This window comes from Halorubrum sp. AD140 (assembly GCF_034497445.1).
GTDB lineage: Archaea > Halobacteriota > Halobacteria > Halobacteriales > Haloferacaceae > Halorubrum.
This window is the reverse complement of the sequence record NZ_JAXRUU010000009.1, coordinates 42,612-69,062: the sequence shown is the minus strand read 5'-3', so window position 1 is coordinate 69,062 and position 26,451 is coordinate 42,612. Positions and strand designations below refer to the sequence as shown.

Genomic DNA, 26,451 nt, shown 5'->3' with positions numbered 1-26,451 from the left:
CAATGAGCGCCTCAACCCGGGTGGTCAGGTCCTCAATCTGGGCGAGCGGATCGGTCTCATCCTGGAGGTGGGCTCCTCGTGAGGGGGCGAATGGATCATCCGTCTCTGAGCTCGCTGCTGAGGCGTCGCTGTCCGAGGGCGATGCGGGTGGGTTGACTGTCGAGGAGTCAGCGTCTGCCGTCGACCTCTGCGGTGTGGCGTCGGCGTCAGCCGTGGCCGCTGGTGGTGCGGTGTCATTCTTAGCGGCAGGCCCGTCCGACTGGCTGCTCGACGTCGATACCGATGTCGGTGTCTCGGGTGGCGTGTACACGTCGTCTGTCCGCGCGATCGCTCGCTCGAGTGTCTTCTCGCCGTAGGTGCTGCCGTCAGCAAAGTGGACGTCATCCCACTTGTCACGAGCTAACCCCGACTGCCGAAAGAGTCGATCCATCCGGCTGTGGTCACAGCCCGTCCAGAACGCGAGGAGTCGACACAGCGCCATATCCGCCTCCGAGTGGCTCTCGTACCCGCTCGTGTCGCCACCCCACAACCGGCTGAACTTCGCACCGTTGGCGGCGTTTTTCGCGCGTTTGAGCAGATCCGCATCTGCGAGCGTCTCCGCGCCGGTGGCACGCTGTGTGTCACGTGAGGGCGCCTCGGCAGAGGACTGATCCGGGTCGGTCTTAGACACGTTGGTGGTCGACGTCGCTGCGACTTCCTCGGCATGGAGTGACGCGATCGCTGTCGTCCGCTCGGCTACTTCCATCGGCGTCTCGGCGACGTGTGCGCCGGTCACGGTGAAAAACCGCGATCGATCATACACCTCGAGATCGCCGGAGCGATTCCGCCCATCTGGCAGCGTCCCCGTCACGAGCACGTGATACCCGGTTCCGGAGGGGCTCACCTCAGTGTACGAGTCGAGGTGGCTGATAATCTGGCTGGCCCACCTAGTCGGCTCGCCGGTGTCGGGGTCTCGGCAGTCATCGAGATCGACGCCGATGAGGGGATCATCCGAGGAGAACACGAATCCTAATCCGTCAACGGGCGTCGACGTCACCGCCTCTCGAGCCGTCTGAAAGGATCGCCACGTGTCTGGGTCGGTCGTCGACGCAAACTGCGTGGTACCGGGGATGATCGGGACTTTCGTCTGTTTATCCTCTCGCTGTTGGGTGCGCCAGCACACCCACTGGGTACGTTCGACGAGTGGCTCTGGGAGGGCGTCGGCGGTTGGCGGGAGTTCCATCGGTAGTATGCAAGTTATTCGCACGGAATTGGCAAATAAATATCGCCAGAAACTATGGATCGTTTGTAAGGAATTTGTCTCCTCACGTGGGCCACGTATCCCAATCTCCCTGCGTGGTGTCGCTCACGAGATCGCAGCGCTAGTCACCGTCCAGGAAGTTTCACGCGAGGGATCCATCCGGAATAGATACGTCTTCAACGGGTGACACAACTGGGTCATCCCTGCAGGGCGCTGTACCCGCTCAGCGAGCGCTGTCTCACGAACGACTGTACAGTCAGACGAGGGCTCGATCACCGGACGGCACCGCTGTTCACTCGCCGGCCCTGTCGACGCTGGATCGGTTCCCTCTCGAGGCGATGTTGACTACTCGGCTATCTATCACGTTGGGTTTCGTGGTATCACCCCCATCGGTTCGGGGCTGATCGGCCGGTTCTGGATACGCGTATCAGCGATCGATATCGTTCTGGGGGGAGACACTGTGTCCGTGCTGGGTCGGCGTCGACGTCACACCACCGTCTCAGCGGCGCGTTGTCCCGGCCGCGATACGGATCGTTAGCGGCCTAGTGTGGAGCTGTTATGTGCTCGATCTGGATTGGGGCGACGCCCCCATCGTTTCACGCGTTCTCAAACCGTTACTTGCGGTGGGACGACTGTCTGAAACACCGCGGGCTGATCCGTACCGCTATCAGCTATTAAACCGTGAAGTCGGCCAAGTGCCTGTGTCGCCTCCGTAAGCGGTGGAATGAGCTCCTCAGTACTGATTGAGAGAAGAAGAGGATCAGGCTGGAACATCAACTTCTTCCCCTGTTGTATTTTTGAATCAATGGTTCTTACCGGTGCCTGGAAGCGACGATCGTTCCTGGACGGATGGATCAAAGTCGATCACCTGTTTCTCTTTGGGCATCGCTTGTACCTGAATACCGCGCCACTCACCATCGACGCCAACCAGCGCCTCGGCAAAGCCTGTATCCTCATTGCCGGGAACGGCGTCCTGCACGAACCGCATCTGTGCGTAGTTCAGCCCGAACTCGGCGGCCCATTCCTTGTCCATCCCATCCAGTCGGTGGAACTGCTTGACTGCACACTGATCCAGGATCGCCTCGCTTTCAGCGTGTTCGAAGAACTCGTCAACGGTCTGCGTGACCAGCCGGATCGAGAGATCGTGGTGGCGATGGTGGCGGAACACGGTTTCGAGGAACGCTAAGCTCGCGGCGTCCTGCATGATGTACCGCGCTTCGTCGATGTAGAATACGACCTCCTTCTCCGAGACCTTCGCCCGCTCGTACACCAGCGAGATCAGCAGCTGCATCGTCAGCGCAGTACTACTATCGACGCTGCCCTCCTGCTGGGCGAGATCGAGGTAGATCACCTTCTCGTCCCGGATGTCGAAATCAGATGACTGGCCGAGATTGGCGTGCCTACCTCCCTCCTCAAAGGGGCGAAGCTGGTCGAGCAGCCACGTCGCGTCTTCTTTGATCTTCCCGGTCTCCTCGTCGGACCGCACGACGAATTCCTCGGGGTCGTCGATCATGGCCTCGAAGACGTCCATCATGTCTCGAATGGTCGGGCTGGGATCGCTATGCGTCGAGATATCGTCCGTAATCCCCTGGCGCTTGTAGGCGCGCTTGAGCCCGAGTTCTAGCGTCGTCCGCCGGTCGCCGAGGGAGATGCCACGGAGCGCGAAGAAGTTCGTGAGGAAACTCATCGCGTCGTCGAGCTTCTCGTTGAACGGGCTCGCGTCCTCACCCATCGCCCGCTGGACGTGCTCCGGGGTTTCCCGAATCTCCAGGGGATTCAGGCCGAGCGTCCCACCGACCGTGATACGTTTGGCGTCGAGTGCTTCGGCGACGCCGGCCCAGTTGTTCAAGGGCTCGAGGATGATGCCGATGCGATCATTGCTCTGCTCGATGGAGCGGATAAAGTTCTGTTTCGAACTGAACGACTTCCCCGATCCCGTGTCGCCGACGGTGAACATCGCGTAGCCGTTATCCCGGGCGAACGGGTCGATGACCACCGGGCTCCGGTTGTCCTTGTGAATTCCGAACTCCACGCCACCCTCTTCGAGGATCGTCGCGTTGTGCGGCGAGGAGAGAAACGCGCCTACGGCGCCGCCCAGTGCAATCGACGTGCGACCGAACTCGTTGTCGCCGATGGGTGCGGCCGACTGGAGGGCGAGATCCTGCCGACAGATCGCGGTCTTGGGCGTGAGGTTTGCCGGGTCGTCGCGGAGCGCACTCTTGACTGTCTGGACGGCGTCTCTGAGTTCGTCTTTCTCGTCGGCCCGGACCGTGATGAACAGCCCCTGGTCGAAGACGTTCGCGCCGTTCTCGACCGCCGTGTACGTCGCTGCGGCCTCGTTGGCGCGTTCCTGGAGATAGGCACTTCGGACGCTCTGTTCGAGGTCAGCGTCGACCTGGAGGTCATCAGCGATGTCCTGCAGTTCGTTTCGGGCCCGCTCCTGATTTTTGGGGGTGATGTGAGCTGTCAGGTCGAACTGGACGTCGGTCAGCTCAAAGAGCTCGGAGAGGTAGCCGTCGTTGGGATAATCTGGGTAATCAGCAATGTACAGCGTCGTCGTCCACTGCTCACCGACACGCGCGGCCCGCGTTTCCCACTCGATCGCCGCCGGCGCCGTCACTGTCTTGTGCGACTCGGCGATGTCGTCGAGAAGCTGGCGTTCGGCGGCGCCCTGTTCGATGGTCTCATCGTCGAGCAGATCCGAGAACTTCACCTCTTCCTCGTCGTCTTCGGTGTACCAGTCCCAGAGGAGTTTCCCGCCGATCCCGACCAGTACCGCGAGCAGAATGTAGAGGGCCGCTCCTTCAGCTGAGGTTGGATTCGAGAGCCACTCGGTGAGCTGGTCGACGGCACTGCCACCCGTCTGGAGAACAGGATTACGCATCGTGGACATCTTCCCGGCGCGAATGGCCGATGATGGGTTGTTGCCGAACGACGCTTTCTGCGTCCTCGTACTCGTGTTCGCGGCCGTTCCAGAAGTCCATATTTAACACGAACAGCTCAACTGTGCTGAGTCGCCGAGCGGACCACCCAGACGCCTGCTGGATGAATTCCGAGCGCACGTCGGTGAGCCGACTGTCCAGCTTGTCGAACATTTGGGCACGACGCTCGACGTCGGTGAGGTCCTCGCGACGAGTTACAAAGGGGTTGAACAGAAAGCCGATGACGGGGAATTGGGTGAGCTTCTCAACGGGTGTGCCCTCATCGCGGAAGCGGTCATACACCTCGAGCGGCGTGACCTGGACCCCAAGGTAATACCGCACCTGCTGGATGCCGCGCTCGCGCATCTCCTTCGGCCGGGTCTCCCGGTACTCTTCGAGGAGATCTTTGAAGATCGGCTTTACTTTGACGTCCTCGTCGTTCAGGCGATCCTCGATGTTCTCGACGATCTGTTCCACCGGAAATGAGCGGGTTGTGGCGTGGAGTTTGAGCTTCGAGTCGAGTTCTTTGTTGGCGAACTCTTCGCCGGCATCCTGGAGCTGGGCCCAGTCGTCGGACATCGCGAAGTCCATGTTGTCGGGATCGATTTCGATGAACGCCTCCATCGTCCCGTCGGCACGCTGAATTGCGCCAGCGCCCGGCCACGCCCGCTCGATGTTGGTGAGATCCTGGGTCCGTTCATCGGGTGTGAACGGCGTGTAGTTCACGAGGCCACCCTCGTTCCGCACTGTCTCGTTCGTACGGTTGGCGGGGTCAGCGGGTGCGTTGAACGTGACTCGGGGTCGCATCGCGTATCGTGAGACATCCTTCGTCCACGCCCACGCGGAGAGATGAGCCGGCGACACATAGACGAGTGCGGCACCAAGACCGACACCTCCAGCGACGAACGGGAGCGCGAGCGATTCGACCCTGGTGACGCCGGCTAGCAAGAGGCCAGCGATCGGGAAGGCGATGAGCACGCCCACGTCGCCTTCCTCGATGTTGAGGTAGGGGATATGGCTCGCTTCGCCGAACTGGTCCATGATACGACGGGCGGCCGCGTCTGGATCGAGTGCCATCGTCAGTGGATCCCCCGATCAAACTCCATCCCGCGGGCATCGTCCGGTGAGTCTGTCGCGGTGGTAGTCGGATCATTTTCCGTGCGGCGGTATGACGGGGAGTCGTCGGCGCCGTGTCCCGCTCGGGCTGCTGTCTTCTGTGCGACCACGTGCCCCGCGGCGGCTTTCGGCCCCCATCGCGCGGCAGTCGTCGCAACGCCGGCGCCGCCGACGTAGGCGCCAGCAGCCACACCTCCGATGAGAGCGACCCCTTTCGTCGCGCCACCGAGGACTTTCGCCGTCAGCGGCGTCGCGTATTTGAACGTCTTCCACGTGACATAGAGAGCTACTGCCGGGAGTGACACGGCGACCAGATACCGCAAGAATGGGCTACTTGGAGAGAGTTCGTTCTGAGAGTACAGAAGGTCGTATCCTTTGAACACTATTGCTGCTGGGAGAGGCAGGACGGCCAATGGCACGAACCTCTTACTGAACCCCAATGCGATATCTGAGAGGACGGGGATGTTTCCATATACAAGAGCGAATGCGATCGGCATCCCATATACGTAGACGTATAGCAGGATCTCGCGGATATAGTAGAGCGCTTCCAACGCCCACATCGAGAGGCCACCTATGAGAGCAAAAACGAGTGAAAGCCCGGGGTTAGTGAGCGATACCTCTAGGAAGTTGAGCATCGCATCACCCAGAGAGCTAAGACTCGGTATTAAGGCAATGGTAAACCCATCTACGATGTAGAGGCCGAGAATACTTATCCAGTACCAAATGACAATTAAGAATGCGCCGACCCAGGCAGTTTTTTTGGTGCGTCTGGCCTCGTAAGCGCTTCCGATATTGAAGATCCGGATAGTGTGGCGGCCTTGGACGCACATCACGAGGAGAAGTAGCGAAATCAACATGATCTCACCACCGATTAGTGCATCCTGAATCGCAGGCCAGAGAGCGTTAGTAGGGTCCCCGAAGACAAATGTACCATCTGTCTCTGGTGTAGGTGTCCCGAACATCTCCTCGGAGAGGGCCTCGTAACCAGACTCTAGGCCGTCCATGAAGAGGCTGATTACCCAATCCACGATCTCTTTGAAACCCTCCAGAACGACGTCAATGAGGTCAACCATTGTTACCCTCTCTGATGGATATCTCGCAGTTGTCGGACTCTTGGGACGCTGAATATTGGATACTGTATGTTTTGGTGATTCGACCTTCTCCAATTCGAGCTTCGAGGATGAGCTCGAACTCACCAGTCTTGGACTCCTCCGAACAGGACGTTCCTGCTCCGGGAACGAATGCGAAGGGTGAACGCGAACTGTATATCGTAATGCGTTCTTCGGGATCGATTATGACCTGTTCAACTTCTGAATCGGAGTCAGGATCATAGATGCCACTTACACTGTCATCATCCACATAATTCGTCCCCTCTTCATCAGCCGGATAAGGCACATCACCAGTAAAGAGCAGTTTTGTAACTCTGTCGGGACCAGATCCTTGGTTTTCGAGGGTTACGAACGCTTCTTCCTCAATCTCGTCGACCGGACCGTTCCACATCTCCTCAGGTTGGTTTCTGCCTATTCCCATCCTCACGATCTGGAGATCTGGCTCGACAGTTACCGTGTCCTCCCCAATTTCTTCCTCACCTCTAAGAGCAAACACCTCGTACTCACCTGGCTCATAAGTTGTTCCAAGGTCGAAGGATACCTGCTCTGAGCCTGTAGCCACTTCCTGCTGACTGAGCAGTTCCCCGTTCGGTTGTACGAGATTAATTTGGTCAAGCTCTGAATCTGATCCAAATTCAACCACGAGTGTTGTTCCGTCAACAACTATCTCCTGGAAAACCCTTGACCCGTTGGACGGGCTGTCGCTTCCGTCTGGAGTCTTGCTTCCATTACCACCTAGGCACCCAGCCACGTTCATCAGCGCGGCACCTGCGACTGTTCGGAGGGCGGTCCGTCTCCTGAGATGAGGGTTATTTTGAGTCATGGTTTTTCTTGGAAGATGTCTTCTGGGCCAAGCAGCCGCAGAAGTCGCGTGCCGGCGTAGAACATCACGACAAACGGTAGGAGCTGCCAGCCGACTTCGAACACAAGCTCAAACCAGCCGTCAATCGTCCCGAGTGGATGCCAGCGGACGGTCGCAGAATCGCTCATGTACGCGGGGCTCTGGCTGAGCCACGACCCTGGCTGGTAGCGGGCCGTGTAGATCCCTGGTTCCTCGATCGTCACGTGTGCCACACCGGAGTCATTCGTCTCAACGCGCTGATCGTCAATAGTGATGTATCCGGTCCGAGTGTGCCCACCAATCGGAGACTGCCGACTGTTATCGAGGGTGATGGGCGCGCTGGTCTGATTGTCCCGCAGCTCGATCCTGACGGTCGCGGCTGATTGGTTCTGCTCGAGAATCTCCACTGAGAGGGTACTGCGCCGGAGTTCTCGCTCGAAGCCATCATCTGGTTCGACGATAGAGGCGTTTACGCCGCGAACGATTCCGTCAACCTGGAGCGCTCCACGGTCGACAGTCTCTGCTCGAACCGCGACGCCGTACGTCGTCGTGTACGATTGGGTGACGATGTCGATGTTGATGTTCTCGCCGATGGTCGTGACAGGTGAGGAACGCTCTGCACCCCACGTTTCGATGAATTCGGGGCCGTCTCGAACCGGCTCGGTACGTGGCCCGATACGCGACGGATAGGCGTGTACGTACACGGGAATGGCGTCCGATTCCACGGAGGTGCTCGCCGTCTGATTCGATCGAACGAGCGTGTCCCAGTTGGGGTTTCGTGCCGTGTAGAACCGCCAGACACCACGCACTCGTGTGTCGCCATCTTCTGAGAGGGTGTATCCCTGCCACGGCCGAGACTGGAAGATTGCCACGCCATCGTCCCCATTTGGATAGTCGGCCTCGTAGATGTCTGCCGAGAGATCGTAGATCTCGACATCGATTGAATCCGTGACCGTGTGTGACTCTGTGTGGTAGGTGGTGTTGGTTACAGACTGGTCGCTGGAGACATCCTGCGTCGTCTGTTTCAGTCGAACGCTGATGTCGGCTTCGAGCGTGAGGTTCACACTCCAGTCGTCGTCGATCTGGTAGTCGAGTGCCGGGGTGTGCGTCCCCGCACGCTCGGTGATGGTTTCACCATCTTTCTTGACTCGGACGGAGTCAATCTCGTGTTCTACGAGTGCCCACTCCGTGGTTGTGTTGGCAGTGGTCGTGCCGTTCGGGACCCGCACCCGATAGTCAATGAGTCCTCGCAGCGTTCCATTCGGTGCGATGTACAGTGGAGTTTCACCGGCTTCGAGATGGCCGCGTGTTGAGGGCTGGACCGCGAAGATGGTGGCGTGGGCATCAGCAATGAAGGCCCCGTCCGTGCGGTTGGCATGGGGAGGATGAACAGCCGTCTCTGCGTCGCCGGCATCGAGGTCCTCGAAGTCGTTTCGCGTCCACGTTGCTGCCGTGTCTGGTGGGCGTTTGAACGTCACGTCCGTCCCGTTCGCGACTTGGTGGACCGCAGAGCGGTTCTCTCCGTGTCGCTGGCGGTACTCCGCTTGGCTGATGTAGTTGTCTGCATCACGCGACCACAGTGTGGCTGACTCGTTTTCTGTGAGGCCGTTGTCTTCCGTCCCCGGACGTGGTGGGTCGGCGGTGACGAGACCAGTGGCGAAACTCACTGTGAGCAACCCGACCAGGAACACGGAGTGTGCGTGGAGGGACATGGGGCGTCTGATAGACTCGTGTGGTCACCAGGGAACGAGATCGACACACTCTGCCAGCGGCAGTTCCATCATCGATCCGGCGACTGTGTACAGCGGGCCGAGGACGACGAGGATGACCGCAGACTTCATCGCCGAGCGTTTGTGCTGTTTGAGTCCCCGCTTTTGTTCTGGTTGGAGCGTGAACATCTCGATGAGTGAGTCTGCCTGCCAGACGATTGCGAGCCCGACAATGCCAAGCGCCGTGGTCAGCTGGAAGAATCCCTCAATCATGCTCGGGAGATTATCTGCGCTACAGACGGCGTTCTCCTGTGCTGCGACGGGTTCGACGGCGATCACGCTGAGGAAGACCATAGTGATGGCGGCTTGTCGTGAGAGTGTACGAGACAGCCGTGATTGATGATCGGTTCGATCGTCGGTATTGGATGGAGATGTTTCTGATGACATTGGAGGTTTCGGGAGTGGTATCGCCAGTCGGTTACTGACGGTAATGGATGACGGCGAGCATTCCGCGATCTCTCTCTCGGGTGAGCTCGCCATCACTCTAATCAGCTGTGCGGTCCCGTTTACGAGCACCCCAAGAAGGGCCGGCGCTCGGACGACTCCCTCACAACTCTCGCAGTGATAGTGAGCAGCTCTATCCTGGGGGACGGTTCGAGGCTGGATCCCGTGCGCACCAGGATTGGAGGTGGTTGATCGCGTGGGCATGCGTTCGGGGCGGATATGTGCTAGTTATTTACTAGCACATAATTGCCACATACTCACACACCATATTAAATATTTTTCTGATTTATCCTTGAGATTGGAACACTACTCTTTTGAAAAATAAACAGAGAGTGGAGTAACCAACATACCTCCGGTGAAAAGGAGACTGCTCTCTCTGCCTCCTTTGCGGTAGAGTGTCAGGACTACCGTCTGAACGCGGTCAAAAGTAATTCCTACTGGGACGGTAGGTGAGTATCCTGCTGGCTAACTTATTGTGATGTGCGGCCACCACGTGCGATGAACCGGAACGTTGGTGTGTAAGCATCAAATACGACAGTGTAATGCGAATCCTCCGGGTTGCGCCGTGGATCTATCCAGACACAAAAGGTGGCGGCGACTACCACGTCCACGCCATGTCGAGGGATCAGGCGGCGATGGGTCACGACGTGACGGTGCTCACGACGCGGGCGGACCCATCACTGCCGCGGGTTGAGCAGACGCACGGCTACACCATACTCCGAGTGTCGCCGGGCGTGACGCTCCTCGGTAATGACGTCTCGCCCGCGGTGGCGAGGTATCTGTGGCACGCGGATCGTGAGAACTTCGATGTGATCCACGCGCACTCACACTGTTATTTTGTGACGAACCTCGCGGCGCTGAAACGTCGACTGGGGGACATCCCGCTGGCGATCACGAACCACGGGCTGTATAGTCAAAACGCACCTGAGCGGTTGTTTACGTTGTACCTCAAGACGCTTGGGCGATGGACGTTCAATCAGGCGGACGTGGTGTTCTGTTACACGGAGGTGGACAAAGAACGGGTGCGCAAGCTGGGCGTGACCTCACAGATCGAGGTCGTTTCAAATGGGATCGACATGGAGCGGTTCACGCCGGAGGGACCAGAGAGCGAGCTGATCGACGCCGACGGACCGGTGGTGTTGTTCGTCGGGCGGTTCACGGATGGGAAGCGCCCGTGGTTGGCTGTTGAGGCGTTCGCTGAGGTGTTGGAGGAGTACCCGGACGCGGAGCTGTACCTGTGTGGCGAGGGTGGGTTGCGTGAAGATCTGGAAACGCAGGTGGCGGAGTTGGGGATCGGGGAGTCGGTGACGTTCCTCGGACATGTGCCCTACGACGAGATGCCGAAGGTGTACCGGAGCGGGGATGTGCTGGTGTTGCCGAGTCGAGCAGAGGGAGTACCACGGACGGTATTAGAAGCGATGGCGAGCGGGACGCGGGTAGTGGTGAACGATCTGGAGCAGGTGTCGTCGATCGTTGAAAGATACGGCAATACGGTACAGTCCTCTGATCTAGTAGCCTTCTTGAGGGCAATTCAGAGCCAAATTAGAGACTCTGAGAGAGATAATATAAAGCCACGAAAAGAGAGATTACGATATAAGTGGGAAGATACTGTTAGAACAACAGTAGAAGTGCTACGTGAGCTCTAATCCGATCCAGAACTGTACGAGATCGGTTCTTTTGAGCAAACTATGACGGTGGTAGGATTCAGCCACCAAAGTAATCGATTTTGACAGTACTGAATATAAACGTAAGGATACCGTTCGGACACCATCTGGATGACCTTGCGGTAATCAAACCCTCAATAATGGGTCTCGTTTTTATTTTGATCGCCAATCTTTCTAGCATACACAATATCATAAGATAAATCGTTTACAGGAATATCAATTTCGGACCCAAAAATAAATTTGTAGTTGCTGGCTGTTTCGAGTCCATTACGAGCAGTTTCTGTACGGTCTGGAACGAATCAATTTCCTGCTGAATATCGATAAGATGAGTCCTTCCTGCATATTCGGATCAGCGAGAGGTAAACACACTCGTTCCGCCACCGAGGCTACAAACGGAGCTGATTGGATATCTCAGTATGCTATAGTGCCATATCGAACGTCTTGTAATAATATCTTGAGATCAGTCCAGAATACATATTTTCTAAATGCGAAAAGTCGGACTGTACTGAATCCGAATTCTCTAATTAAATCGCATTCATGCCTGAGAGTTACAACGCTTTCACAAAGGGCTGTTCATTAATAATGACTAGGAGATTGTTATGTAGACAGGCGATCACGTTAAGTTTGCTTGAGTTATGGTGACTACGAGGTGTTAAACCAACGATTCTGCTGTCTGCGGTTCGATAAGTCGCAACCATAATAAGGGCCAGTGACCCATTAAGGGGTAGATGTCGGTCCAGAACAACTGGTTTTATCGTAAGATCTACAACACTTTCCCGCCGCGTTTACAATCACTTGCTATCTCTGTGCTGGGTCTCAATATCCGGCAAACACGCTATGACCGACGGTTCGAAACCACCAGTAGACGGTACCGACAACACCAATGGAAAAACGCAGAGGAGTGGAGACAGGATCAACTTACCAAACTCCAAGACATCACAACCCATGCGAAGCAAACGACCGAGCACTACGGTGATCTCAATCTTGAACCGATACGATCGGCGACGAGCCCACGACAAGCGTTGAAACACCTCCCGTTATTGGAGAGCGAAACGCTTCGTCAAGAGCCCGACTCGCTCATTTCGTCTGAGGTGGAAACCGACGATTGTATCGCATTGAGCACTAGCGGAACGACTGGAACGCCGAAGACGACGTATCACGACGAACTGTCACACATCAAATACTGGGCGGTAATGAACCGCTTCTGGAGTTGGGGCGGCTGCCGGTACGGGGACAGGCGAGCATCGTTCACAGGCAACAAGATCGTTCCTGCTGATCAGTCCGAACCTCCGTATGGACGACATGACTGGGCGAACAGCCGCCTCTTATTATCGAGTTATCACTTGGGCGACGAAACGGTTGACGAGTATCTAGATCAGATCAAAGAGTTCGAACCGGAGTTCATTGACGGATATCCCTCCTCGATCCGGTACTGTGCACAACGGGCGATCGAGACCGGACGGGATATTGAGATCCCGGCCTGTTTCCCGACGGCCGAAATGCTTCGCGAGGAAGACAGGGAAATCATCGAAGAGGGACTCTCAACGAAGGTGTACAATCAATATGGTTCGACTGAGAGTGCCGCGATCGTCACGGAGTGTTCGAGTGGTCAAATGCACGTCAACCCGGAGATCGGGATAGTTGAGGTACTAGACGAGAACGGCGAGACCGTATCCGAAGGCGAAGTTGGTGAGCTCGTGCTTACCGCGTTAAACAATCGGGCGATGCCCCTTATTAGGTATCGGATAGGAGACATGGCTCGTGGACCGCCATCGTACCGTGAGTGTGAGTGTGGGAGAGAGATGCAGATCATTAAGGAAATAATTGGTCGTCAGGATGAAGTCGTCGTCACGGAGGACGGACGACGCGTACCGATGCTAAGTTATAATATATTTAAATATACGGAGAATGTCGACGAGTCGCGAATCGTCCAAGAGGCAGTGGACGAGTTCGTGTTACAGATCGTTCCAGCCGACGGATACACTGACGAACAGGCACAGATCGCTATTAAAAAACTTAGGGATCGTGTCGGTAAGGATGTTAATGTAGAAGTACAAACCCTTGACTCGATCCCACGAACGGATGCCGGTAAGTTCAGAGCGGTCGTGAGTAATGTCGAGTGAAACAACGGGTCACAACACGGACCCACAAGGACGGACTGAGATCTGGTTTCTTATTGGCCAACTTCCTGTCGGAGGAGCCGAGAGAACGCTGCTCGACCTAGCTAGTAATCTCGATGAGACCGATTACTCAATCACAATTTGGACTATCAAAAACGAGGGTGAATTGATTGAGGAGATCACCGATCCAATTCAATATCGAACACTCAATGCGTCCAGCAAAGTCGATCTACTAGCACTGTTACGATTCGTTAGAGAAGTAAGAAGACATGAACCGCATATCGTTCAATCGTTTTTATATTACGACAACTTGCTTGCGAGATTCAGTGGACTGGTTACACCGAAGACGAACATAATAACGGGGGTACGCGCTATTCCAAATGATCCGCCACTACTTCGAAGGGTAAGCGAGAGATACACATTTAGACTCTCAGATTACATCGTTTCAAATTCACAGGCTGGGAGGGAATATGTAGTCAGTCGAGGAGCAGAGCCGGAAAAAGTGGTGGTCATCCGAAATGGGAGACAAATAAACAATTACTTATCCGGATCAGCGTCGGAGGAGGTGTGTCAAGAGCTACAAGTCGATCGGAATCGCCCTGTTATTGGAACAGTCGGTAGGCTGGTTGAGCGAAAGGGTCATTATGACCTTCTCGATGCGTGGCCGTCAGTTCTTGATGCACATCCCGACGCGCAACTACTACTCGTCGGTGACGGGCCTGAACAAGAAGGTCTCGAAGCGAGAGCAAGGGAGCTTGATTGTCGCGAATCCGTGATCTTCGCAGGTCAACGTGATGATGTCCCGAATATGCTTGATTTGATGGACGTGTTCGTCTTCCCGTCTCACTTCGAAGGGTTGCCCGGCGCACTAATAGAAGCGATGATCGCTGGCCTCCCGATAGTAGCGACACCTGTTGATGGGAACGCTGAACTCATTGAGAACTGTGTCACAGGACTGTTTGTGCGTCCGCGTGATAGTAAGGATATAGCACAAAAAATTACAAACTTACTTGATAACACATATCTGTGTAGGAATCTTGGTAAGGAAGCAAGTATATACGCTCAAAAAGAGTTTACAACCGAGAAAATGGTAAGAGAATTTGAATACTTATATGCAGATGCTAGATAATCTGCATATTCTATGCCATAAAATTTTATAAATGGTGATATATTGGAAAGTTACAGATCATCCACACCAAATTCTCTCTTGAAACTAACGACACAATTAAGTGGTTCTATGTGGCTAGTTTTCAATAGTACATATAATCCTATGAAAACGGACTCCCCCCCTGTCGGTATTATAATACTTAATTGGAATAATTACGCTGACACTAAAGAGTGTCTCAATTCTTTAAAAAACCAATCGTATGATAATTATGAAGTATATGTTGTTGATAATAACTCGTCTGATGACTCGTCGTATAAATTGGAGCAAGAGTTTAAAAATCATACATTTATATACAACAGTGAAAACGTAGGATTTTCCGCGGGAAATAATAAGGGAATAAAAAAAGCACTAAATGATGGGGTGGAATATGTTCTTATTTTAAATAATGATGCTACATTATTGGAGAATACAATTATAGAACTTGTTAGAGCTGCCGAAAGTAGTAAACGCGTTGCTATTGTAGGTGGCGTTTTGAGGTACAAAAGAAATGGAAAAATATATACAGCTGGCGGAGATTTTCGTTCTACCTTAGTTAAGTTCAGTAATAATACAAAACCTGAAGACGGTTTATATCAAACGGAATTTGTTACTGGAGCGATGATGCTTCTTTCTCGTGATTTTTTATTATCTCATGGATTACTAAATGAAAATTATTTTTTTGGCATGGAAGATATAGAGATCACGTGGAAAGCTAGACAAAATGGATGGAATGTGCTAATAAATCCAGATGCAATTGGATACCACGAGAAGGGAGCTAGTGGAGGAGCCGGGAAATTTCGCTACTATCACAGTACTCGTAATCGGTTGATATTCGCGAGTGATAATTTGCTGATACATCAATACATTTGCTTTATTCTATTCTTTACTTTTTCTAGAATTTTCAGATTCATACAATGGTTAATTACATTTAATTCGGAGCTAATAACATCTACCATGCTGGCGGTCTTTGATTATATCAGAGGATCCTCTCCAAAGCGAATGTATCTTCTGGAGGATAAATATTCGTGAGTCTCAGAGCCAGAAAATATTCATTATTGTTACCATCCGTGATGCTAATATTTGTATTTTCTATGATGAGATATACCACCGGCGAATACATTATTCCTCTCAGAAATGTATTTTCAGTATTACTTTTATTACCAATGGCAGCGATAGCAGTATATAAAGGTAGACTACAGTTTTCACACAAATCTATTTACGTATTTTTGATATTATTTTTATTACTCATATACAGCATAATTAGCAGCACCTGGTCGCCTTTTCCTGGATTGAGCATTCAAAGATCCTTGATCACATTTAGTACTCCATTAATTATGTTTGTTGTTATTTCTGTAGATGAAAATCCACGTCAAACATTCTGGTATTTTCTTCTTACTATGTTTATTTTGTCTACTCTAATTTGTCTTTATGGGGTTATCCTGTATATATTTGGAGAGTGGACAACTATTCAGGGCTCCTATGGGCACACGCTAACAATCGGATCTTTTGAACTCCAACAGAATACTATGAGTTCAAATCAAAGAATCGGTTCACTATTCTACAATCCAAATATTCTTGCTAGAATAATACTTGTATCCCTGCCATCCAGTATATATGTATACTGGAATACCAATCGATATAAATTTATTGTCGTCTTAGGAATCGTATTCCAGTGGATTGCTTTATTTTTAACTCTTTCCAGAGGAGGACTGGTAGCTACGTTCACAAGCATAACTGTGATCGTCCTGTACCTGGTTTCACAAAAAGAATCTAAATCTCTATATTTAATGTACTTTATTGTTATCTTATCTTCGGCCGTTATTATTGTCTATTATTTCTTTGATATAAGTCGTCTCAGTTCCCTATCCCTAAATCACAGGGGTGTGACTTGGGTAGTGTTATTTGAGGCTTTCCAGCAGAATCCTATTAGTGGGATCGGCCAAGGAATCGCCAGTGAGGCAATATTAAATGACAGTAGTCGAACCGCATCTAGTCCTCATAACGATTATATAACGGTCATGTCTGAGCTTGGATTAGTAGGGTTAATATTATTTATAATAGTTATAGTAGTCTCAGTATTTTCAGGAATCAAGGGTATGTCAAATGGTTCTCGAGTAAAACGTCACCAAGTTTCTATAGCACTTGCTATTTTCGTTGGAGTGTGTATCTATGGATTAGTAGAAACAGCTATTTCCAGACATGGGTTTCCACATGTTGTGTGGTCATATATTCTATTCTTCATTATATTCTCTTCTGTCGAAGATCGTTAATGCTACTGAGTTGTCGCTGTCGAGTCCAAGATGACAACTACATCGTAAAAGAGGTTTCCGACACGACTGATTCTGCTCAATGTGTATGGGTTGTAATAGATCGCAGCGGAAGGTCAACTCAGACCTGCTCCAACATGTTTTCTGATGTGATGTTCGCGACGGATATAAGCCAGGGAAATTGTTCGCAGCGCGAGCTATCGCGTCGCCCTTGCCTGGTGTGGCTTGCGCACACTACTGGAAGTTCATCAACAATCCTCTACATAAGAACTTTACTAGTATATTTCCACGTATTTTCCTGCTACAACAGATGTGTCAAAGTTTTCTTCAGCAAAATCTTGACAATTTTGGGCTATTTCAGATTTATTAGATATTAAGTCATGGATTCGGTCTGAATGAATATTTGATAGCTCCCTGTCAGGGCAATACTTTCCAGTACTATTAAATTCAATCGATATTTCAGCACCGAGGTCATGTTTACGAATAATCTCTGCAGCTCCCTTGACGTTCTGATTTACAACTGTTGGAAGTCCAACTGAACAATACTCTACGAACTTAGTACCGATCCTTATTGAATTATTGTCTAGTATATATATACCTAGGTCTGCATACGATAGCATTGTAGGAACTTGATCAAAGTCCGGATTTTTAATTAGATAGTCTCCGTCTGAAATGTCATAATTCTCCAGCGTACTTTGTAAAAGAGTGTTTGATTTTGCGGGAATCAAAAACAAAAATTTTAGTTCAAGCTCTAATTGTAACAACTTCTCGATTGCACAACCATATTCATCAGGGTTATTCCATAAATTCTCAGACATGGACCCAGAATAGCAAATTATTGTAGTGGACTCGCAGATATTATGCTCCTTCCTGAAAGACAGAGTATCAACTTGGTCGGGAGAAAAGTCATCTGTATTAACATTATTGGGTATTATTTTCACATTTACATCTGGATATATTTTCTTGAAATGACGGACATACGTATCAGAGATTGCAATAACGTAGTCAGAATGAATGCAAAGTTCTTTTTCAAACGTCTTCCACATCTGATAACTCCATGATGTACGAGACCAGTCTCCTCGTGTTATGTTCTCCTCTGGAAAATCAGATCGAGGATCAAATATTAGTTCAATATCTTTCCAAATATACTTTGTAATTAGCGTAGACACAGAAATGGGATATGATCGACAGTGATACGTTCCGATAGTATATATATGTTTCACGATTATCAGAATAGGGACAGTATATATAATAACGAGTGACATGCGTATCCAATCGTATTTCCAGTTGTTTTTCCAACCCTCTTTTATAGAGTAGATCGGAATTGGGAACGGGAGAGGTATAGGTACAAATTTTATATTGCTTCTTTTAAGCTCTTTACTTAAATTTGATATATTTTGCCTATTCCTAACAAACTCATAGAACGGTAGAAACGATATGAAAATTATATCTCTGTCTGTAAGCTTATTGGATTCAGAGATGACATCAATGACTTGCCGTCTTAACAGATTAGACCAAGGGTTTTCGTTTAATGTTAGGTACCCAACCTTGCTAGTATTCATATTTAACAGTCAGATATTCAAGCACTTATACTCTCTACATAGAGGTGTCATAGCCAAAGATATTGTGATAGTGATGAATTAGATATATCGTTGTACGAGGAACCGTCACGGTAAGCAAGTTTGAGAAGTGCCCAGTTCGTGGTTTTAGGTGTCTTTGCTCAACCAAGAGCTGCACACTGAGACGCTTTAGACGGCAAATATTGAATGTTGAGAGCGTGATCGGACGAATGTTTTCTCAGAGAAACACAAAAGATTTTCGTCTATTCGGCGTATCGCTTCCTTCACTGACCTGTTTTGCAACGGCCCCGCGAAGCCCGAGATCTGCCGGGACTGCCAGTATTCTGATTATCGCCTGGAATAAAATGAAATACCGAGATTAGAAAGGCCAATGGCATTTTCAAAGTATACGATTGCGAGAAATTGAAAATGGTACTACCAAATCTGACTGAAACCAGTTTGGCCCTTAAATCTTATGATACACACACGCTTTTAAGGACGCAGAGCCTGTTGCTCCGAACCTGTCCCTGAACATTTGGACGAGATTGGTGACCTTTTTAGTAGCGTCCGAAACAGTAGTAGAACGATGATCAAAGGTGTCGACTTACGTGATCTCCAGGTAAACACTGACGAACGCGGCCACCTCGTCGAAATGTTCCGCGAGGATTGGGACGAGTACGATCCCAAACCATCGATGTCCTACTACTCAATGAGCTATCCGGGCGTAATTCGGGCGTGGCATCGTCACACACGTGGACAGATCGATTACTTCGTCTGTCCGCAGGGTCGGATCAAGGTCGCAGTCTACGATGATCGAGACGACTCGCCAACTAAAGATGAAGTGAATTCCTTCGTCATCGGCGAACACAACCAACAGATGATTCGAATTCCAGGCGATTGCTGGCACGGGTTTAAAGTCATCGGCGACGATCGGGTCTTCCTCGTGAACTTCCCGACAAACCTTTATGACTACGGGGATCCGGATGAAGACCGTCTGCCACACGACACTGACGAGATCCCATTCGATTGGGATGCCGATCCACACGCATGAAAGGAGTGATCCTCGCAGGCGGCACCGGCTCCCGACTGCGGCCGATCACACACACAGGTCCAAAACAACTCGTCCCTGTCGCAAACAAGCCGGTCCTCGAATATGCAATCGAGGACTACAAAGAAGCAGGCATCACCGAGATCGGGGTAGTTCTCGGGAACAAGGGCCGCATGGAGATACAGGAACTCCTCGGCGACGGCTCTGAGTACGGCGTTGACATCACCTACATCGTCCAGGGCGAACCGCTCGGACTGGCACACGCTGCGGGCTGCGCCCGTGACTTCGTCGGCGACGACGACTTCGTGATGTATCTCGGGGACAACATCCTCAACTCTGGGATCACCGACCTTGTCGAGAGCTTCCGAAACGGCGAGTACGGGGCGGGAATCGCGCTCCAAGAAGTCGACAACCCGAAGGAATTCGGTATCGTCGATGTCGACGAGGCGGGCAACGTCATGAGACTCATCGAAAAACCCGACGACCCTCCAACGAACCTTGCGCTCATTGGAATGTACGTTTTTTCACCTACCGTGTTCGACGCGATCGACGACCTCGAACCTTCCTGGCGAGGGGAGTTGGAAATCACCGACGCCATCCAGTCGCTCCTCGAAAATGACCATGAGATCGACTCGCACGTGGTCACAGGCTGGTGGAAAGACACCGGTAAGCCGGAGGACATCCTCGAAGCGAACCGACTCGTCCTCGAAGACACCGACCTCGACACTGCGGGTATCATTGAAGACGGCGCAGAGGTCGACGGGCGTATCGAGCTAGCGGAATCCGCGACCATCGAGGACGGTGCCGTCGTTCGAGGGCCCGTTTCCATCGCGGCGAACGTGACGATCAAAGCCGGGGCCTACGTCGGTCCGTATACGTCGATCGGCCCGGATTCCACGCTCGAAAACATCCATATCGAGAACAGCGTGGTCATCGGCGAGTCGGAACTCACGGCGTACGGTCGAATCGTCGATAGCCTGCTCGGCCGGAACGCGGACGTCGAGAGTGCTGACGAACTCCTCCCGGAAGGAAGACGGCTCGTCGTCGGTGAAAACTCACAGCTCAAACTCTAACGATGCGAATCATCACACACACCTGTTCAGCCTGTGGGACAATCGTCGCAGCGAACGAACTCGAAGACAATCGAGTGGTGAAATGCCCAGGACTCGGCTGTGAGGAGGTACTTCGGTTCAGAGATCTCTCCGAAGACGCGCGTAGCTACTTCCTGGAAAACAGAGAGCAGTATCAGATCTAAACTACTCCACGAGACTCCAAACGGCGTCAACGTCCGCAGATAACGTCGGTTGTGGGCGATCAAGCACTCCTTCAACCTTGGTGACGGACAAACAACTGTGCGAGGGTCGTTCCGCACCGCGCTCCAAGTCCTCTGTCGAACCTTCGAACAATCGATCTTGAGTGACACCAGCGCGCTCCGCGAGTAATCCCCCAAATTCGTAGGGTGTAACACAAGAGCGACACGCCACGTGATGGATCCCGGACGCACCATCAGCTATCAGGTCAAGGATTGTTTCGGCAGCCTGCCCTGCTCGGGACGGCGTGATCCACTGATCCGTGAACAACGGAAGTGTCTCCCCACTTCGCAGCTGTTCGTGAACCCACGACGGGAATCCCGTCAACTCCTCAGTACTGCGATGGACTCCCCACACGAAGGATAGTCTTGGAATCAGCGCCGAAGAGTGATTCTCCCGAACAGACTGTTCACCAACCATCTTCGATTTACCGTATTCTTGGAGAGGGTTCGGTTCCGCCGATTCATCATACGGATTTTGACTGTCTCCATCGAAGATGTAGTCGGTCGAGACGTGGACAAAGTCAATATTATCTCGCTCGCATCGAGCTGCGAGCTCACCCGGCGCTTCGCCGTTGAGAACGAGAGCTTGATCCGGATTCTGTTCACACGAGTCCACGTCCGTCATCGCGGCACAGTTGATAACGACATCGGGTTCGTGTTTCACGAGCAGTTGGTCGAACGCCTCGAACGATTTGAGAGAATACTGTGAGAGTGGGATGTCGAAAGAAGGTTGAGACGAATGATACGTGCCGTGTACTTCCCACTCCCGATCGCATGCCGCGTGGACCACATTACTCCCGAGCAATCCGTTTGATCCGACGACGAGCAACCGCATACTGGAGCGTGCCAACAGAACTGTAAATAGGTGCCGCTAAGAAATTCATGTATGCGCATTCTCGTAACTGGTGGGGCCGGATTCATTGGGTCGAACTTTGTATACCATGTTCTCAACGAACACGACGACGACCAAGTCGTTACGCTCGATGCGTTGACGTACGCAGGCTCCCGGGACAACCTCGATGGCGTTCTCGACGATCCACGACACACGTTCGTGGAAGGGGATATTTGCGATCGAAAACTCGTCAACGAACTCATCGAGGACGTCGACGCAGTCGTCAACTTCGCCGCGGAGTCACACGTCGATCGTTCGATAGCGGGCGCAGAACCGTTCGTCTCGACCAACGTTCGGGGCACACAGACGCTGCTCGATGCTGCTAATGACGCGAACCTCGACAGGTTCCTCCAGATATCGACCGACGAAGTCTACGGACAGATACTCGACGGGAAATTCTCGGAGGATGACCGACTCGATCCGCGGAATCCCTACGCGGCCACCAAAGCCGGTGCTGACCTACTCGCGAAGAGTTATCGAACGACCCACGATCTCCCCGTTGTCATTACACGGACGTGTAACAATTATGGCCCCCGCCAGCATCCAGAAAAGCTCATTCCAAAGTTCATACGAAACGCCGCTGCTGGCGAGACACTGCCGGTATACGGAGATGGTTCGAACGTGCGCGAGTGGATCTACGTCGAGGATAATTGCCGGGCCCTCGATATAGTGCTCCGAGAGGGAGAAATCGGTGAGATATACAATATTGGTTCTCACGCGGAGAAAACGAACCTCGAAGTCACCGAAGCGATTCTCGATATGGTTGGGGTCGATAATGAGCAGATCGAATTCGTCGACGATCGAGCCGGCCACGATCAGCGCTATGCGCTTAAAACAGAGAAGATCGAAGCACTCGGATGGGAACCCAAGTACACGTTTGAGGAAGGGCTGGAACGTACAGTCGAGTACAATCTCGGTTGAGATTCGACTTCTATCTTAGAACGCCTGTACAACTGGTTCCCACTACCCTCATTCTTTTCGTACTAACGACGCCTTCCTCGATCAACAGTACCAGTACTTCGTCGAAACCGTGATAGCTTACGAGACCGCTCGTGGTTCGAATTCCGGTTTTACGTAGTTCGTCTCAACCGTCCCCACTAACCCGTCCTAATTCTTCCGGAATGTTCTCTACTGCTCCCGATTGACCGTTTCTCCGCTCCCAAACCCAATCATGTCGTTAATTCGTCAACGTCCTCGACGAACAACGCGATGCCGTCCTCCACGAGCGGCTGAAGCATGTCCGCACCGTGGGTCTCGAATACAAACTTGTTCAGGTTGAAACAATGTCCCTCGTAGACGGCCGTTAAGGCGACACCGATTCGCGCACTCGACTCCGCGAAGAGTCGATAGAGCGGCGATTTCGATCGGTCAATTACGCGCACGCTCGACGTGGTGAACCGCAGATAAACTCGTCTCAACGGTCCTACTCCCTCAGATAAAGCTTGTAGACGACCTCGTAATCGCTCCGCTCATCCTCGTGAAGGTCGGGACGAACCATGAGAGCTTGTAGCCGATCGTTCCCTGTGATATGAATGAACTGATCCAAACACTCGACGTCTTAGGAGTCGAGCCGTCCCTCAAGATACGGATATCCGACAGGGATCACGCGATCATCCGGGATCAAGAGCCGAACGCCCTCGTTCTAGAACTTCGCCGAACGTCAAGACGACGGTCTTCATTTCTGGCAGATGGTACACTCCATCCAAAGAATGGATCTATCGCTAATAAGGATCCAGGTGTTCTCGTGTCGAGATCAAACAGTGTCATTATCTACTTCTCGTTTCGAGGAACTGTAAGCTAGTTGATGACACACCAGATATATCCTCGTGTTTCCAAATCAAATCGAAAAGTGCTTGCCGCGAGATTCATAACGATGTAGATCTAGTGTTTATCACATTGTTAATATACTCCGCTGTGATCACTCTTTTTCGTTACCTCTTCTCAACTCTCGATACATCTCATAATCGATCTGATCGATCCCGAGGAGGTAGATGATCGCGACGTAACTCACAGTTCCAAAGATGCCCCCAAATACGAGCAGTGGCATCTGAGCGAACCCGTATCTGAGCAACTCGCCTCGTATCGAACCTATCGATACCGCTACCACCAAGCCAGCTACTATCGGTTTTAGATATCTCCGTGTATACGGGTAGTACTGCTCCAAACTCCATAGCTCAAGAAGACGAAATAGATTGACTAGGGCGAGTGTGAGGGCGGATGCTACAGCTGCTCCCACGAAGCCGTATCTGGTAATCAATATGTAGTTCGCGACCACATTTGCGACTCCGAGGAACCAACGGTTGAACAGTACGACATACTGGTGGTTGCTCATCATGAGCAGATACCCACTCGGCCCGACTGCGTTGCGCGTTACCTGACCTACGACGAATAACGACAGCACGACCGATCCACGAGTGAATTCGGATCCAAAGAGTCCCAACACTTCGAATCGAAACGTGTAGAGCAGTACTGCGGGCAACAAACACAGCGTAAAGCTCCACCTCGTGACAGTCTGGAACACTCTCTGTAATTCTTCGCGTTCGTCTCGGGAGTGTAGTTTCGATGCGATAGGCGGAAACAACTGATTCAGCCCTGAAAGAGCCAATCCGGTTACATTCGCGAGCCCTATCGCCACTGCATAAATACCGACTTCCACATCTCCGATGAAGTACCCAACCATCAACCGGTCAACATTTGTATACAACAGAGAACCTGCGGCAGTAAGTGTGAGCGGAATTGAAAATTGGTAATACTGATATAGTTCTGACCGATTTATATCGAGATTCACGTCGATGTCGGTTCGTTTGATAAGTAAGCTGAGGGAGACCGCCATCGCAAGAAGACCAGCGAACGCGACCGCTGCGCTTACTCCAATGATCGTCGCGCCAAGTACGAGCGCGATCGCGACCGACACGACATTCAGGACTGGAACGAGGACATCTCTAATGAATATCTGATTCTTCGCGTCTTCGAAGGCTCGAAACGTATTGGCTATCGCCTGTATACTCACTTGGAGCGGAAGGAACAACGCAAAAATACGTAGGACATCGGCGAACAGTGGGTTTTCGAGAGTAAGCTGATTTATCTTTCCGGCAAAAATGAATAATAGTATGGAGACAACAGTCGCTCCGACGATCGACGTACAGAATGCGATCGTGATGTAGCTCCCCTGCGTACTCTTCTCGTCTTCGAACTCTGGGACGAACCGCATGATCGACTCTGTCACGCCGAGTCGAGCAAACACACCGACGACCGATAGGATCGTCTGGGCATACGAGTACACCCCGTACGATGCTGCGCCGAGAGTACGAGTCAGAAGGATCTGTAACAGGAACTTCGATACTTTCGAGACCGTGATTCCGACGAAAAATAACATTGCCCCACCGGAGACAATACCGAGTGAGGTACGTTCTTCACTCATGTATGATTCGACTTCACCGCATATATCCTAGGGCCTCTAACCGATCTTCGATATCGTCGTCAGGATCGTTGAGACCGGATTTAACCCCCGAATCATTCAATTTAGCGAAGGTCTCATCGACTTGTGACGGATATTCTCGCGAGGTAGTGTGGTACTCCCGAGCGGAGTCGATCGTAACTATCGCGCCGTCCTCTCTATGTGTCGAATATTTAGTAACGCTCGTGTCCTTAGCTTCATACACTGCTCTCCAGGGACCGAGATAATCCTCCTTGTTCACCGTCTCTGGAAGTGTGTCTCCCGGTTCTGGAACGCGATACGTTGAGGTAAGTACTTGCTGAGATTCAGGAACAAACGACGGAGAGTCGTTGTCGGCTATCGATTCACGAACGACGGTAGGAAATTCCGTAAGGGACGCCGGTTCATCGATTCGTTCGTTTTCCGTTTGACTCGGATGTTTCACCACTAACGGCACATGAGTCTGTACTTCGTGAATTCCCCAACTGTGATCACACAGTCGAACCGATGGCGACACTTGACTGAACTCTCCGAACGCTTCTCCGTGATCACTCGTAACGACGATAAGCGTGTCGTCGTATTGATCGTTCTTTTTTAGCGTTTCGAGGAGCGTGTTGATTGCCGCGTCGACCTGTCTAATACACTCATCGTACAGATTCTCTAGTGTGGTAAGCGCCCACCATCCTCCTTCGGATAATACCTGCCGAGACATTGGTGATTCAAAATATCCTCCAAGGGATCGGAGCTGTTCGTCCTCATAAAGTCTGAATTCCGGTTGTGCGACGTACGGATAATGAGCATCCATCAAATTGATACATGCCGCCCACGGCCCTTTCTGAGCTTCTTGCCACTTGAAAAACTCTGATATGTATACTTCGCCCCGTTCAGCTTCTGGATTTTGCGAGCTGTTCTGTTTTAATTTATATTGGATACCATTGAGTAAGGATCGAACTGGCTTCTGATGTTTGAGAGCATTCTTAATGAATTTCGACGTTGATACTTCATCTTCAAGATCTCGTAACGTAAGCCCCGATTCTGGGTGAGTGAAGCGCTTCGGACCGACAGTGTGCTGGAAGTGATCCGCCAAGTTCGACGCCTCGGTAACAACGACGTTCGGCGAAAAAAGACCTGTAGAATACCCATATTCGCGTGCTAACTGCGACCAAATGCTGTTATCTTCATTTAATTTGGATTCGTGTTCAAACAATTTATGCTCTTCTACATGATACCCTGAAAAGATACTTGTATGGCTTGCGATACTGTGGATCCCCGGTGCTCGAGCTTGTGTATATTTGGTCGCATTTTCCGCAAAAGAAGTCAGATTAGGCGTCGTTTCGATAGGATAGTCATGGAGACTGGTATTCTTTGCTCTGAGACTATCTAAAACGACGAGGAGAATATTTGGTTGTTCTCCACTCATATATAAGCTCACTCGATAGACTGTATGAACCTGTTGATTATCATCCTACTTCCGCCGTCGTACGTTAAAAGGAAGTGAGCTTTTATTCACCATAGATACATGCATTTCTAAACTAATGCTCAGACCTGATCAGCTCATACACCTTC

General features: G+C 51.6%; 21 protein-coding genes. 9 read left to right on the top strand and 12 right to left on the bottom strand.

Annotated elements, in window-relative coordinates; genetic code table 11:
- From U4E84_RS04105 to U4E84_RS04075, 7 genes are all read right to left on the bottom strand, one after another.
- Positions 1-1,222, bottom strand: a 1,222-nt coding sequence (locus U4E84_RS04105) for a hypothetical protein (protein WP_322530828.1), incomplete at its 3' end; no start/stop codon positions are given.
- A gap of 820 nt (positions 1,223-2,042) precedes the next feature.
- On the bottom strand, positions 2,043-4,133 hold the full coding sequence (locus U4E84_RS04100; protein ID WP_322530827.1) for a transferase: 2,091 nt from the start codon (positions 4,131-4,133) through the stop codon (positions 2,043-2,045).
- The gene (locus tag U4E84_RS04095; RefSeq protein ID WP_322530826.1) at positions 4,117-5,238 is read right to left on the bottom strand and encodes a hypothetical protein; all 1,122 of its coding nucleotides are present in this window, start codon (positions 5,236-5,238) and stop codon (positions 4,117-4,119) included. Before U4E84_RS04095 ends, U4E84_RS04100 begins: the two co-directional genes overlap by 17 nt.
- A 2-nt stretch (positions 5,239-5,240) precedes the next feature.
- On the bottom strand, positions 5,241-6,350 hold the full coding sequence (locus U4E84_RS04090; protein WP_322530825.1) for a hypothetical protein: 1,110 nt from the start codon (positions 6,348-6,350) through the stop codon (positions 5,241-5,243).
- A complete protein-coding gene (locus tag U4E84_RS04085) occupies positions 6,343-7,209 on the bottom strand; it encodes a hypothetical protein (protein ID WP_345785494.1) in 867 nt (288 codons plus the stop codon). The genes U4E84_RS04090 and U4E84_RS04085 overlap by 8 nt, the downstream gene beginning before the upstream one ends.
- Positions 7,206-8,939, bottom strand: coding sequence for a hypothetical protein (locus U4E84_RS04080; RefSeq protein WP_322530823.1), 1,734 nt, complete (start codon positions 8,937-8,939; stop codon positions 7,206-7,208). Before U4E84_RS04080 ends, U4E84_RS04085 begins: the two co-directional genes overlap by 4 nt.
- A 24-nt stretch (positions 8,940-8,963) precedes the next feature.
- Entirely contained in the window at positions 8,964-9,383 is a 420-nt protein-coding gene (locus U4E84_RS04075; protein ID WP_322530822.1) for a hypothetical protein, read from the bottom strand.
- 599 nt (positions 9,384-9,982) lie between these two features.
- Here U4E84_RS04075 and U4E84_RS04070 point away from each other — a divergent pair.
- The 5 genes from U4E84_RS04070 to U4E84_RS04050 all read left to right on the top strand — a co-directional run bounded on the left by U4E84_RS04070 (position 9,983) and on the right by U4E84_RS04050 (position 16,641).
- The gene (locus tag U4E84_RS04070) at positions 9,983-11,086 is read left to right on the top strand and encodes a glycosyltransferase family 4 protein (RefSeq protein WP_322530821.1); all 1,104 of its coding nucleotides are present in this window, start codon (positions 9,983-9,985) and stop codon (positions 11,084-11,086) included.
- A 1,361-nt stretch (positions 11,087-12,447) separates the two neighbouring features.
- Positions 12,448-13,227, top strand: coding sequence for a hypothetical protein (locus tag U4E84_RS04065; RefSeq protein ID WP_322530820.1), 780 nt, complete (start codon positions 12,448-12,450; stop codon positions 13,225-13,227).
- Positions 13,217-14,353: a glycosyltransferase gene (locus U4E84_RS04060; RefSeq protein WP_322530819.1), complete on the top strand. Its 1,137-nt coding sequence runs from the start codon at positions 13,217-13,219 to the stop codon at positions 14,351-14,353. The genes U4E84_RS04065 and U4E84_RS04060 overlap by 11 nt, the downstream gene beginning before the upstream one ends.
- Positions 14,354-14,494: 141 nt before the next feature.
- Complete coding sequence (locus U4E84_RS04055; RefSeq protein ID WP_322530818.1) at positions 14,495-15,400, top strand: glycosyltransferase family 2 protein; 906 nt, start codon at positions 14,495-14,497, stop codon at positions 15,398-15,400.
- A 134-nt stretch (positions 15,401-15,534) separates the two neighbouring features.
- The gene (locus U4E84_RS04050) at positions 15,535-16,641 is read left to right on the top strand and encodes an O-antigen ligase family protein (protein ID WP_322530817.1); all 1,107 of its coding nucleotides are present in this window, start codon (positions 15,535-15,537) and stop codon (positions 16,639-16,641) included.
- Between the two features lie 272 nt (positions 16,642-16,913).
- On the opposite strand, the gene U4E84_RS04045 is transcribed toward U4E84_RS04050, so the two are convergent.
- Positions 16,914-18,200: a hypothetical protein gene (locus U4E84_RS04045; RefSeq protein WP_322530816.1), complete on the bottom strand. Its 1,287-nt coding sequence runs from the start codon at positions 18,198-18,200 to the stop codon at positions 16,914-16,916.
- 583 nt (positions 18,201-18,783) lie between these two features.
- Between U4E84_RS04045 and U4E84_RS04040 the strand changes: the two genes are divergently transcribed.
- The 3 genes from U4E84_RS04040 to U4E84_RS18950 are packed head-to-tail and all read left to right on the top strand — an operon-like array spanning position 18,784 to position 20,500.
- Complete coding sequence (locus U4E84_RS04040; protein WP_322530815.1) at positions 18,784-19,248, top strand: dTDP-4-dehydrorhamnose 3,5-epimerase family protein; 465 nt, start codon at positions 18,784-18,786, stop codon at positions 19,246-19,248.
- Positions 19,245-20,318, top strand: a complete 1,074-nt coding sequence (locus U4E84_RS04035; RefSeq protein WP_322530814.1) for a glucose-1-phosphate thymidylyltransferase — start codon at positions 19,245-19,247, stop codon at positions 20,316-20,318. Before U4E84_RS04040 ends, U4E84_RS04035 begins: the two co-directional genes overlap by 4 nt.
- A gap of 2 nt (positions 20,319-20,320) precedes the next feature.
- Positions 20,321-20,500 carry a hypothetical protein gene (locus U4E84_RS18950; protein ID WP_345785493.1) on the top strand — a complete coding sequence of 60 codons (180 nt, stop codon included), beginning with the start codon at positions 20,321-20,323 and terminating at the stop codon, positions 20,498-20,500.
- A 1-nt stretch (position 20,501) separates the two neighbouring features.
- On the opposite strand, the gene U4E84_RS04030 is transcribed toward U4E84_RS18950, so the two are convergent.
- On the bottom strand, positions 20,502-21,392 hold the full coding sequence (locus U4E84_RS04030) for an NAD(P)-dependent oxidoreductase (RefSeq protein WP_322530813.1): 891 nt from the start codon (positions 21,390-21,392) through the stop codon (positions 20,502-20,504).
- A gap of 51 nt (positions 21,393-21,443) precedes the next feature.
- Between U4E84_RS04030 and rfbB the strand changes: the two genes are divergently transcribed.
- Positions 21,444-22,370: a dTDP-glucose 4,6-dehydratase gene (gene rfbB / locus U4E84_RS04025; protein WP_322530812.1), complete on the top strand. Its 927-nt coding sequence runs from the start codon at positions 21,444-21,446 to the stop codon at positions 22,368-22,370.
- Between the two features lie 248 nt (positions 22,371-22,618).
- Here rfbB and U4E84_RS04020 read toward each other — a convergent pair whose 3' ends face one another.
- From U4E84_RS04020 to U4E84_RS04010, 3 genes are all read right to left on the bottom strand, one after another.
- Complete coding sequence (locus tag U4E84_RS04020) at positions 22,619-22,831, bottom strand: hypothetical protein (protein WP_322530811.1); 213 nt, start codon at positions 22,829-22,831, stop codon at positions 22,619-22,621.
- A 536-nt stretch (positions 22,832-23,367) separates the two neighbouring features.
- Positions 23,368-24,870: a flippase gene (locus U4E84_RS04015; protein WP_322530810.1), complete on the bottom strand. Its 1,503-nt coding sequence runs from the start codon at positions 24,868-24,870 to the stop codon at positions 23,368-23,370.
- A 13-nt stretch (positions 24,871-24,883) separates the two neighbouring features.
- Positions 24,884-26,305, bottom strand: coding sequence for a sulfatase-like hydrolase/transferase (locus U4E84_RS04010; protein WP_322530809.1), 1,422 nt, complete (start codon positions 26,303-26,305; stop codon positions 24,884-24,886).
- Between the last annotated feature and the right edge of the window lie 146 nt (positions 26,306-26,451).

Coding starts and splice junctions, on each gene's coding strand:
- U4E84_RS04030 (WP_322530813.1), bottom strand. CDS start 21,392: ATGCGGTTGCTCGTCGTCGGATCAAACGGATTGCTCGGGAGTAATGTG.
- U4E84_RS04075 (WP_322530822.1), bottom strand. CDS start 9,383: ATGTCATCAGAAACATCTCCATCCAATACCGACGATCGAACCGATCAT.
- U4E84_RS04015 (WP_322530810.1), bottom strand. CDS start 24,870: ATGAGTGAAGAACGTACCTCACTCGGTATTGTCTCCGGTGGGGCAATG.
- U4E84_RS04055 (WP_322530818.1), top strand. CDS start 14,495: ATGAAAACGGACTCCCCCCCTGTCGGTATTATAATACTTAATTGGAAT.
- U4E84_RS04060 (WP_322530819.1), top strand. CDS start 13,217: ATGTCGAGTGAAACAACGGGTCACAACACGGACCCACAAGGACGGACT.
- U4E84_RS04010 (WP_322530809.1), bottom strand. CDS start 26,305: ATGAGTGGAGAACAACCAAATATTCTCCTCGTCGTTTTAGATAGTCTC.
- U4E84_RS04035 (WP_322530814.1), top strand. CDS start 19,245: ATGAAAGGAGTGATCCTCGCAGGCGGCACCGGCTCCCGACTGCGGCCG.
- U4E84_RS18950 (WP_345785493.1), top strand. CDS start 20,321: ATGCGAATCATCACACACACCTGTTCAGCCTGTGGGACAATCGTCGCA.
- U4E84_RS04050 (WP_322530817.1), top strand. CDS start 15,535: ATGGCAGCGATAGCAGTATATAAAGGTAGACTACAGTTTTCACACAAA.
- U4E84_RS04090 (WP_322530825.1), bottom strand. CDS start 6,350: ATGGTTGACCTCATTGACGTCGTTCTGGAGGGTTTCAAAGAGATCGTG.
- U4E84_RS04095 (WP_322530826.1), bottom strand. CDS start 5,238: ATGGCACTCGATCCAGACGCGGCCGCCCGTCGTATCATGGACCAGTTC.
- U4E84_RS04045 (WP_322530816.1), bottom strand. CDS start 18,200: ATGAATACTAGCAAGGTTGGGTACCTAACATTAAACGAAAACCCTTGG.
- U4E84_RS04085 (WP_345785494.1), bottom strand. CDS start 7,209: ATGACTCAAAATAACCCTCATCTCAGGAGACGGACCGCCCTCCGAACA.
- U4E84_RS04080 (WP_322530823.1), bottom strand. CDS start 8,939: ATGTCCCTCCACGCACACTCCGTGTTCCTGGTCGGGTTGCTCACAGTG.
- U4E84_RS04040 (WP_322530815.1), top strand. CDS start 18,784: ATGATCAAAGGTGTCGACTTACGTGATCTCCAGGTAAACACTGACGAA.
- U4E84_RS04070 (WP_322530821.1), top strand. CDS start 9,983: ATGCGAATCCTCCGGGTTGCGCCGTGGATCTATCCAGACACAAAAGGT.
- rfbB (WP_322530812.1), top strand. CDS start 21,444: ATGCGCATTCTCGTAACTGGTGGGGCCGGATTCATTGGGTCGAACTTT.
- U4E84_RS04100 (WP_322530827.1), bottom strand. CDS start 4,133: ATGTCCACGATGCGTAATCCTGTTCTCCAGACGGGTGGCAGTGCCGTC.